6 protein-coding genes are annotated in these 7,187 nt (G+C 69.2%); 5 read left to right on the top strand and 1 reads right to left on the bottom strand.

Annotated features, from left to right (window positions below; all coding sequences use genetic code 11):
* Positions 1-390 precede the first annotated feature (390 nt).
* Positions 391-3,414: a Tn3 family transposase gene (locus ETD96_RS37880; protein ID WP_138641310.1), complete on the top strand. Its 3,024-nt coding sequence runs from the start codon at positions 391-393 to the stop codon at positions 3,412-3,414.
* A 160-nt stretch (positions 3,415-3,574) separates the two neighbouring features.
* Here the strand turns inward: ETD96_RS37880 and ETD96_RS37875 are convergent, their stop codons facing one another.
* Positions 3,575-4,171 (bottom strand): TetR family transcriptional regulator, encoded by a 597-nt coding sequence (locus ETD96_RS37875; protein WP_138641309.1) that lies wholly within the window; start codon positions 4,169-4,171, stop codon positions 3,575-3,577.
* Positions 4,172-4,293: 122 nt separating this feature from the next.
* Between ETD96_RS37875 and ETD96_RS37870 the strand changes: the two genes are divergently transcribed.
* From ETD96_RS37870 to ETD96_RS37860, 4 genes are all read left to right on the top strand, one after another.
* Positions 4,294-4,965: a DUF6230 family protein gene (locus ETD96_RS37870; protein WP_138641308.1), complete on the top strand. Its 672-nt coding sequence runs from the start codon at positions 4,294-4,296 to the stop codon at positions 4,963-4,965.
* Positions 4,956-5,441, top strand: coding sequence for a DUF6114 domain-containing protein (locus ETD96_RS37865; RefSeq protein WP_138641307.1), 486 nt, complete (start codon positions 4,956-4,958; stop codon positions 5,439-5,441). The genes ETD96_RS37870 and ETD96_RS37865 overlap by 10 nt, the downstream gene beginning before the upstream one ends.
* A gap of 316 nt (positions 5,442-5,757) precedes the next feature.
* On the top strand, positions 5,758-6,156 hold the full coding sequence (locus ETD96_RS45355) for a hypothetical protein (protein ID WP_171069428.1): 399 nt from the start codon (positions 5,758-5,760) through the stop codon (positions 6,154-6,156).
* Positions 6,153-7,187 (top strand): cytochrome P450 (locus tag ETD96_RS37860; RefSeq protein ID WP_171069427.1); only part of this gene is annotated, 1,035 nt, incomplete at its 3' end. The genes ETD96_RS45355 and ETD96_RS37860, both read left to right, overlap by 4 nt.

The raw sequence follows: 7,187 nt of genomic DNA, 5'->3' as shown, positions 1-7,187 counted from the left end.
CCCCACCACCGCAAACACGCCACCGGAGGGGTTTCGCCAGAGATGTTACGCAGAGCTACCTTTCATCTGGTCGCGCGGACCCGAGTGGAGGGCCGACTGGTGGAGCACCCCTCCGGATCTCCCGGAGCCCTGTCGTCAGGGCGCCCGTCTACAGGGGACGGGAGAGAGAAAGGGGTGATGATCCGGTGAAGCATCGTCGTTCTCACCGCTTCTGGGAGAGGGTTTCGGCCCTCGCCAGCCTGGGGCGGTTCGCGGTGTCGCTCGCACGATTCGGCGTCCTACTCCCGAAGCTGACCCCAGCCCCAAAGTAGGGGTGTCGGTAAGAAACGCGTCATGAGCCCCAAACGGCGTTGATCTTGTTGTGATTTGGCTGGTCGATGCTGGGCGGCTATGGCGCACCCCCCGATGCACATCGACGAGCTTGTCGAGCACTGGACGGTTCTGGACGAGGAGCGTGAGCTGATCGCCGGGAAGCGTGGCGCCACGCGCCTCGGATTCGCGGTCTTGCTGAAGTTCTATACGCAGCACGGGCGCTTCCCGCGAGGACGTTCGGAGTTGGCCGACGAGGCTGTCGAGCATGTGGCTAAGCAGGTCCAGGTGCCCGCCTCGGAGTTCGGCTTCTACGAGTGGTCTGGTTCCACGATCGAGTATCACCGTGGTCAGATCCGTACCCACCTGGACTTTCGCGTCTGCACGACCGTGGACGCGGAGAAGGTCACGGTGTGGCTGGCCGAGAATGTCGCCCACGCCGAGCGCCGGCCCGAGCGGGTTCGTGAGGAGCTGCTCAAGTATCTGCGTGAGGAGCGGATCGAACCGCCGACCTCGGGGCGGATCTCTCGGATCGTGGCCTCGGCCTTGCACAACGCGGAGGTCACCTGGTCGGTGCGGATCGCTTCTCGGCTGAGTGCGGAGACCACCGGGCGCATCTGCGCCCTGGCCGGCATCGACGATGGCGTCGACGACGAGGACAGCGAGGATGAGGCGGCCGAGGCGACGGCGGAGGAGGACGACGGCGTTTCTGGGCTGCTGGCGCTGATCAAGTCGGCTCCGGGCAACGTGAGCCTGGAGTCGATGATGACCGAGATCCGCAAGCTGGAGGCGGTGCGTTCGATCGGGTTGCCGCTGGGGTTGTTCGCCGATGTGGCGCCCAAGGTGCTGGCGGCCTGGCGGGCTCGGGCGGCGGTGGAGGCTCCCTCTCACATGCGCACGCACCCGCGTGAGCTGACGGTGCTGTTGTTGGCGGCGCTGGTCTGCGAGCGGGAGCGGGAGGTCACCGACACGTTGGTGGAGTTGCTGATCGCGACCGTGCATCGGATCAAGGCGCGGGCCGACAGCAAGGTGACCAAGGAGCTGATCAACGCTTTCAAACGGGTGACCGGGAAGGAGAACATCCTGTTCAGGGTCGCCGACGCCGCGCTCGGTCGTCCCGACGATCCGGTCCGCGCGGTCATCTTCCCGGCCGTGACCGGCGGCGAGCAGACGCTGAAGGACCTGGTGCACGAGTTCAAGACCAAGGGCCCGGCGTACCGCACCACGGTGCAGACCACGCTGCGCGCCTCCTACACCAACCACTACCGGCGCGGGTTGATCGCGTTGCTGGACACCTTGGAGTTCAAGAGCAACAACACCGCCTACCAGCCGGTGATCGAGGCGCTGGAGTTGGTCCGCCGCTACGCCAAGGCGGGCAACACCACCTACTACCCGCGCGGCGAGCGGGTGCCTGAGCATCGCGGCACCGCCGGCGCCTGGGAGGACCTGGTGTTCAAGAGCGACAAGCGCGGCCGTCGGCGGGTGGTGCGGATGGTGTACGAGATCGTCACCTTCCAGGCACTGCGCGAGGCACTGCGCTGCAAAGAGATCTGGGTGGTCGGCGCGGACTCCTTCCGCGACCCGGAGGAGGACCTGCCCGCCGACTTCGCCGCCCGCCGCGCCGCCAACTACGCCGAGCTGCGCAAGCCGCTGGACCCCAAGGAGTTCATCGCCGAACTGAAGGCCGAGATGCGCGCCGAGTTGGAGGCCTTGGACACCGCGCTGCCCAAGCTGGACTGGGTGGAGATCTCCGGCCGCAAGTCCGGCGCGATCAAGCTGACGAAGATCGGCCCGGCGGAGGAGCCGCGGAACTTACGCAAGATCAAGAACGAGGTGAGCCGCCGCTGGGGCGCGGTCCCGCTGATCGACATGCTCAAGGAGGCGGTGCTGCGCACCGGCTGCCTGAACGCCGTCACCTCGGTGGCGGGCAACTCCACCCTGGGGCCCGAGGTCCTGGCCGAGCGCCTGATGCTGGCGATCTTCGGGTACGGCACCAACACCGGGATCCGGGCGGTCGCCGCCGGCGGCCACGCCCACAGCGAGGACGACATCCGCTACGTGCGGCGCCGCTACCTGACCCCGCAGGTCGCCGCCGACATCGCGATCGCCATCGCGAACGCGACCTTCACCGCCCGCGACACCGCGCTGTGGGGCGAGGCGACCACCACCGTCGCCTCCGACTCCACGCACGTGCGCGCCTACGACCAGAACATCTTCACCGAGTGGCACTCCCGCTACGGGGGCCGCGGCATCCTCATCTACTGGCACATCGAGCGCGGGTCGATGGTCGTGCACTCCCAGACCCTGCGCGCTTCGGCCTCGGAGGTCCACGCGATGATCGAGGGCGCGGTCCGGCACGGCACCGCCATGAAGGTCGAGGGCAACTACGTCGACTCGCACGGCCAGACCGAGATCGGGTTCGGCGTGACCCGGCTGCTGGGCTTCGACCTGCTGCCGCGCATCAAGCAGATCAACAAGGTCAAGCTCTACCGCGTCGAGAGCGGCGAAAGCGACCTGTACCCGCGGCTGGCACCGGCGATGACCCGGCCGGTCCGCTGGGAGGTGATCGAGCAGAACTACGACCAGATGATCAAGTACGCGACTGCGATCAAACAGGGCACCGCCTCCACCGAGGCGATCCTGCGCCGGTTCACCGAGGCCGCCTCCCACCCGGTCTACCAGGCCATGCTGGAGGTCGGCCGCGCGCAGAAGACCATCTTCATCGCCCGCTACCTGCGCCTGCGCGAACTCCAGCGGGAGATCCAGGAAGGTCTCAACGTGGTGGAGTCCTCCAACGGCGCCAACTCGGTCATCCTCTACGGCAAGGGCGGCGACATCGCCACCAACCGGCGCGAGGAACTGGAGATGACCGTCCTGTGCCTGCGCATCCTGCAGGCCGCGCTCGTCTACATCAACACCCTGATGCTGCAAGACGTCCTCGCCGACCCCCAATGGTCCAAACTGCTCAAGCCCGCCGACCGGCGCGGGCTGACTCCGCTGTTCTGGCAGCACGTCCAGCCCTACGGCGAGGTACGGCTGGACGTGGCCAAGCGCCTGCCGCTCGGCGGCCGGGCGCAGACCGCGCAAGCAGGCGCCGCCCAGTAGCGCCGAGACCACCCGCGGGGGCGGAATCGAGTGATTGCGCCCCTTGGCCGATCCAATCAGAATCCCGTGCTCGACCTGGCGGAACGGGCCACCGATCTCGTCGGCGACCTGAACGCCGCCGGAGATGACGCCGTCCGCTCCCTCGTCGGGGATCGGGGTTTTAGGGGAGGCCGAGGCCTCGGGTGGCCAGGCGGGTGAGCCGGGTGACGGTGGTGCCGGTGTCGTCCAGGGGTTGCAGGAGGTGGCTGACGGTGAGGCGGACCAGTGCGTCGGCGGTCGCGGCGATGTCTTCGTCGTCCAGGCCGGGGGCGCGGGCGGTGATGTGCTGGCTGAGGACCTGGCCGGCCAGTGCGATGAGGGGCTGGGAGTCGGTGGTGACCAGGGGCAGCAGGGTGTCGCCGCCGCGGTCGCCGGACAGGATCGTGCGTAGCAGCGGGTTGGTGGCGCCCTGGTCGAGGGTGTAGCGGACGGCGGCCTCGATCGCGGAAGCGACGTCGTCGTGCGCGGCGACGTGTGCGGCGACGCCGTCGATGAAGCGTTCGGCTTCGCGGATGAGCAGGGCTTGGCCGATCTGGTCCTTGGAGGAGAACTCTTTGTAGAGGGTTTGGCGGCTGACGCCGACGGCCGCGGCGACCGCGGTCATGGTGACCGCCGACCAGCCCTGGTCGGTCATCAGGGCGAACGCGGCGTCCAGGGCGTCGCTGCGGAGTTGGTGGCGCACGCGGGTCTGGAAGTCGGCCGGGACGTGAGTGTTCACGCCGCCGACAGTAACAAGCCGGGTGTCCAGTGGCCGGACACCCCTCGACCCCCGCCGAGGACATTCCAACCAATGATGTGCGTGGCATTGACAAGTCGCGACTGATTGTCAAAGGTGGCGGGGTGAGATTCATCGACCGGCTGTGGCGGCGCCGCCACGCTCCGCTGGACACCCCGCCCAGTCTCCCCACCGTTGCGGGGCGGACCCGGTGGAGGAGGTTCGCCGCGGTCCTGGTTCCGGTCCTGGGTGTGGTCGCGGTGATGGTCGTCGGGGTGCTGCGCGGCGCGCTACCGGTCTCGGCCGGGTTGAAGGGCAAGACCAACATCAAACTGACCATCCAGCGGCTGTCCACCAACGCCGGCGGGTCCTTCCCCCGGTTCTTCCAGACCCGCGACGGCGACCGGCGCACCGTGGTCGCCCTGGCGCTGCGCGACACCTGGGCCGAGGGCATCTGCGCCTCCGGCAAGGTCTCCAGCCCGCTGGGCTCGCGGGTGCTGCGCATCACCACTCAACCCGGGCAGCGGCTCCAGCTCGATGAACTCCAGTTGGCCCTGGAGTCCATCGATGACGTCGAGGTCGTCGGGGGCGGGATCGCCCTGGGCCGCGGCGGCACCACTCCCGTCAAGGGCCTGGGCGACATCCCCGTCCAGACCGGCCCGCCCGGCACCCTGCCCATCACCGGCACCGACCTCAAACTGCGCATCCACGGCCAGGTCCGCTGGGTCACCGCCAGCGGACTCAAACTCGCCGGGATCGACATGACCATGGGAGGCGACGTCAAAGAATGCTTCTGAACGCCGCGACCCCGCTCACCGGCCGCCTGCGCAACCACTGGCGGCGCTGGCGGTCCTGGCGCCGCAGCCGGCCCTTCTGGGGCGGCCTGCTCACCACCACCGGCGGCGCGGCCATCCTGCTGCTGCCCGCCGACCTGTACACCGTGCTGTCGCTGCCCGGCACCGCGGGCCTGGCCGGGTTCCTGCTCGGCGGCATCATCACCCTCACCGGCCTGCTGCTGTGGTACCAGCCCCGCCACCACACCCTGCTCAGCGTCATCGTCCTCCTGGCCGCCCTGGCCTCCTTCCTCTACACCAACTTCGGCGGCTTCCTGATCGGCATGCTCCTCGCCCTCACCGGCGGCTCCCTCGCCTTCGCCTGGACCCCCGCCACCGAAGACGCCACCGAAGACGCCACTCGGCCTTCCACCGGAGACACCGAGCCGCCCTCCGGTGAACTTTCCACCCCGCAGCCGCACCACCCCCGCACCCCATAGGCCCCTGGTCCCGGCGGAGGCGCCCGCCGGGACCAGGTTCACACCACACAGCCCGCCAGGCCCCCGCAGACCGAACCCGGGGGCAGACCGAACCCGGGGGCGAACACGCCCGTGACGCGGTTCTGACCGGTACCCCTTGTGGCCGGAGGGGGTGCCCGGCATCCAGCCGCGCGCCTGCACGGCTTGCCGGGGTGCTCACACCGATGACCGCAACAACCCCGGTGTCCGCAAACCCCGGGCAATGGACTGGTTGACAGTCAGAACAATCGTGTTCTCTTCATTGACATAGAGGGCTTGAGTGTCAAATGGTGGGGGTATGGATGGGATACAGAGTCTGGTCTGGCGCGAACCGCTTCCCCCATCGGATCCACCCCACGCACCCCGATCACTGGCATGGAGGGCGGTCGGCGGCGAGGTCTGGGCGCTGGCCGTGCTGCCCGGCGGCCCGGCCGACCAACCGCAGCCCAGCGCGGTGATGAGCGTGTGCGCGGTGACGCTGACGCACCTGGGGTCGCTGATCGAAGCGCCGCTGCGGCTGCGGGGCATCTGGCTGACCTGGACGCAGTGTCCGGCCGCGGGCCCGCCCTACCTGCTGGTGGCGCGGCTGGCCTCCGTGGAGGCCGGACAGAGCTGGGCACGGCTCACCGCGACCAGCCCAGCGGAAGACTGCGTCTGGGAGGCCATCGGCCAATTCGACGACGGGACCCCCTCATGACATCCCCGAACGGCACGGCCCTGGGCACGGCGACCAGCGATCCGGCCGCCGAGCAGCTGTTCTTCGAGATCTTCCTGACCCCCCGCGACGACCCCTACCCGGCCTACCGGCGGCTGCGCGAGACCGCGCCGGTACTGCTCACCGGTGACGGCACCCTGGTCCTGACCCGGTTCGCCGAGTGCGACGCGGCGCTGCGGCACCGCTCGTTCGGCAAGGGCAACGAACTGGCGGGCTTCGGACTCCCCGGCGGCGCCGGCGAACAACAGCGCCAGGCCCAAGGGCGGCTCGGGCACAGCATGCTGTTCGCCAACCCGCCCGAGCACACCCGGCTGCGCCGCTCGGTCGGCTCGGTGTTCACCACCCGGCACATCCAGGACCTGCGGGCCTCCATCGAAGACCGCACCCGCAAACACCTCGGCCAACTCGCCCGCCGGTCCGGCGGCGACTTCGTCGACACCCTCGCCCTGCCGCTGCCGGTCAACGTGATCGCCGACCTGCTCGGCGTCCCCGAAGCCGACCGGATGGTGTTCACCCCGAAAGTCCGCCAGATGGTCGCGCTCCTGGAACCCGCCGCCGACCCCGAGGCCATCACCGCCGCCGCGGCGGCCGAAGCCGACCTCGTCGCCTACTTCACCGATCTCCTCGCCGCCAAACGAGCCGACCCGCACGAGGACCTGCTGTCGCGGATGGCCACCGCACCCGAGCAGGCACGCCTGTCGCAACAGGAGATGATCTCCACGTCGCTGCTGCTGTTCGGCGCCGGGTTCGAGACCACCACCAACCTGCTCAGCAACACCCTGCACGCCCTCCTGGACCACCCCGACCAGCAAGCCGCCCTGCGCGCCGACCCCGCCCTCATCCCCACAGCGGTCGAGGAGTTCCTGCGCTACGACTCACCCGTCCAGGTCGACGCCCGCACCGTCCTGCACGACACCGACTTCGCCGGCACCCACCTCAAAGCCGGGCAGGTCATCGTGATGCTCCTCGGAGCGGCCAACCACGACCCCGACCTCGTCGAACAACCCGACACC

Source organism: Actinomadura geliboluensis, assembly GCF_005889745.1.
Taxonomy (GTDB): domain Bacteria; phylum Actinomycetota; class Actinomycetes; order Streptosporangiales; family Streptosporangiaceae; genus Spirillospora; species Spirillospora geliboluensis.
This window is presented reverse-complemented; position numbering and strand designations above follow the sequence as displayed.